The sequence below is a fragment of the Nocardia carnea genome (assembly GCF_029869215.1).
GTDB lineage: Bacteria > Actinomycetota > Actinomycetes > Mycobacteriales > Mycobacteriaceae > Nocardia > Nocardia carnea_B.
The window spans coordinates 1-2,440 of the sequence record NZ_JARWPM010000004.1 but is presented as its reverse complement, the minus strand read 5'-3'; the positions used below and the strand labels follow the sequence as shown (position 1 = coordinate 2,440).

Here is a 2,440-nt window from a genome sequence, read left to right as displayed (position 1 = left end):
CCGGCCGCGCGCCACCCCGGCTTTTTCGGGGGCGCGGGGGGGGCCCACTCTCCCGGGGTTTCCCCCCCCGCCGCGGGGTCTCCCGCGGGGGGGGTGGGGGCCCGCCGTCCGTTTCCCCCCGCGGGGGGGCGCTGGTCCGGGCCAGGGTTGTGCGCAGGATCGTGAGATGGTCCGGGTCCGGGTAGGCCGGGAGCTCGACCAGCCGGCGGAGCCGGTAGCCGTGGGCGATGGCGGCCAGCCGCAGGCGGGCGGTGACGAAACCGGTGTGTCCGCACAGGTCGGTGCGCAGGTAGCCGATGGCCGTCGGCTGATTCCGCAGATCGTCCAGCCCGACGGCCGTATGCGAGCCGGGTGCGTGGCCGTTCACCGGTGCACCTCCGCCGCCGGTATCCACCGGTCCAGTTCACCGCGGCGGTACCGGCCGTACGGGTGCACCACCATCAGCTCGAGATGATCGAGTACCACCGGTGCGCGGAAGCCGATGTGCTCGACGGTGGGCGTCACCATTGCGTCACATCGCAGCAATTTCGATTTCTGCAATGTCCATGCGAGTACATCGATCTCGCATTCCACAACTACTCGCGCGATACGGAAACCGTGCGCACCGGCGAAACAGCGGCATTCCGTTTCGAGTAGTTCTCTTCTTGTGCCACAAAGCTTTTTGTTCAGGTATACGATGGCGACGGGCAAGGGTTTCCGCCTTTCGTGAGAGGCGATGGGATGCAGCCCGGCGCAGGGTCCGATCAGCTGTGGCGGCGGTGATCGGACCACCGGTGTCGCGACACTCCAGGTCTCGGCACCGATGTGCCCCAATGGTTTTCGGGGGATTTCCTGCGCCGGGCGCGAAATCAGTAGACCGGAACTGTGCAGAGTGTGGAACCGCCTCCGGCGGAAAACCGGCCCGCCGAGTCCGGCGTCCGTGCCGGGCGGCTCCTGGTATTGGGTTCCGGGCCGGAGCATTCCGAATTGCCTTGCGATAATTAGGGAAGGTCAAGAAATGACGGGTGGATCCACACTCCCGAAACGAGCCCTCGGCCGCGAACTCCGCCGCTTGCGGGAACGCAGCGGAACCAGCCAGGCCGCCGCCGCCCGCGCGATCGAGGTGAGCCCCCAGACGATCGGCCGGCTGGAAGACGGGCACGCCTCCCGGCCCACAATGCTGCAGATCAACGGACTGTGCGACCAGTACGGTGCCTCGGATGAAGAACGCCGCTTCGCCTTGGACCTGGTACAGGAACTGCGGGCGATGAAACTGTCCGGAGGAGGGTGGTGGCGCGCATACGCAGACGAGATCCCGAGGGATTTCAACCACTATCTGGGTTTGGAGGCGGCAGCCTGTCGAATGACCAGTTGGCAGATAACACTCTTGCCCGGGCTACTGCAAACGCCGGAGTATCGGCGCGCGATAATTTGGGCGGCACATCCGGACTGGCCGACTGCGGATGTGGAGCGGCGTCTCGAACTTGCCGGACATCGACGGGAAAAGTTCCAGGACAGCGCTTTTCAGTTGGATGTGTTTCTTTCCGAAGCCGCGCTCCGGCATCATGTGGGCGGACCCGGCGTGATGGCGGACCAATTACTGCATCTGGTGGAAGCGAGTACGTGGCAGAACGTTTCGTTGCGTGTCGTACCGTACGACGCACGAAGCCCTATCGGACTGGTTGTACGTTCCTTCGTCTTCCTCGAGTTCCCGGTGCCGTCGAACACCAGGATCACGGAGCCGGCGGTTGCCTATGTCGAGGGCTACACCGGGGACCTCTACCTCGAGCGTGCAGCCGAAGTCTCGCAATACACGGAAGCCATGAAAAGTATCGCGCGGGTAGCTTTGGATGAGCAGGAGACCAGGGATCTGGTCGCGCGTATCGCGAAGGAGTACCAGCGGTGACCGATATTCCAGCAGACGCCCGGTGGTTCAAGAGCTCGCACAGTGGTCCGGACCGAGAATGCGTCGAGATTGCTCATCTTGTGGGTGGCAACGTCGGAGTCCGTGACAGTAAGAATCGATCCGGGTCCGTTCTTGTGTTCGGCCCAAACATATGGGACGCGTTCTTGAACGCCGCGCAGCAAGGCCTGTCCGTTTGCCCATAACGTGCTGGTCCCGGCCGCCGTACACAAGCCGGGACCATGAGCCCGGGTCCTCCCAAACCACGAGCGTCGGCGCCAGCGAAGGAGTGGAGGTCGATGTCTGGGCCTCTGGGCTTCTGGGCCGAGGGCAAACGGATTGTCGCAGTGGTCAGGGGTGCGGTTTCCGGGCGCCGGGGGTCCCCCCCCGCCCGGGGGGGGGGCGGGTTTGTTTGGGGGGGGGTAAGGCGGGCCCCCCCCCCGGGGCGGGCCGGGGGCGGAGTTAGACCGCCCCCCAACCCCCCCCGGGGGGTGCCAAAAACAGCCCCCCCCAGAGCCCGGGCGATAACCGGGGCCCCAGCCGGGTGGCCCGGGGAGA

The 2,440-nt window shown here is 65.7% G+C and carries 3 protein-coding genes and 1 pseudogene; 2 read left to right on the top strand and 2 right to left on the bottom strand.

From position 1 onward, the window contains the following. Positions 1-367: pseudogene (locus tag QH276_RS00045) on the bottom strand (hypothetical protein); the annotation flags it as partial. Further along, entirely contained in the window at positions 364-690 is a 327-nt protein-coding gene (locus QH276_RS00040; protein WP_280401654.1) for a hypothetical protein, read from the bottom strand. The pseudogene QH276_RS00045 and the gene QH276_RS00040, both read right to left, overlap by 4 nt. A 307-nt stretch (positions 691-997) precedes the next feature. Between QH276_RS00040 and QH276_RS00035 the strand changes: the two genes are divergently transcribed. Beyond that, positions 998-1,885 (top strand): helix-turn-helix domain-containing protein, encoded by an 888-nt coding sequence (locus QH276_RS00035; protein WP_280401653.1) that lies wholly within the window; start codon positions 998-1,000, stop codon positions 1,883-1,885. Further along, positions 1,882-2,088, top strand: coding sequence for a DUF397 domain-containing protein (locus QH276_RS00030; RefSeq protein ID WP_280401652.1), 207 nt, complete (start codon positions 1,882-1,884; stop codon positions 2,086-2,088). Before QH276_RS00035 ends, QH276_RS00030 begins: the two co-directional genes overlap by 4 nt. Positions 2,089-2,440 lie beyond the last annotated feature (352 nt).

What these genes read in the sequence shown, in the direction of transcription:
- QH276_RS00035 (WP_280401653.1), top strand. Translation starts at nt 998, where the DNA reads ATGACGGGTGGATCCACACTCCCGAAACGAGCCCTCGGCCGCGAACTC.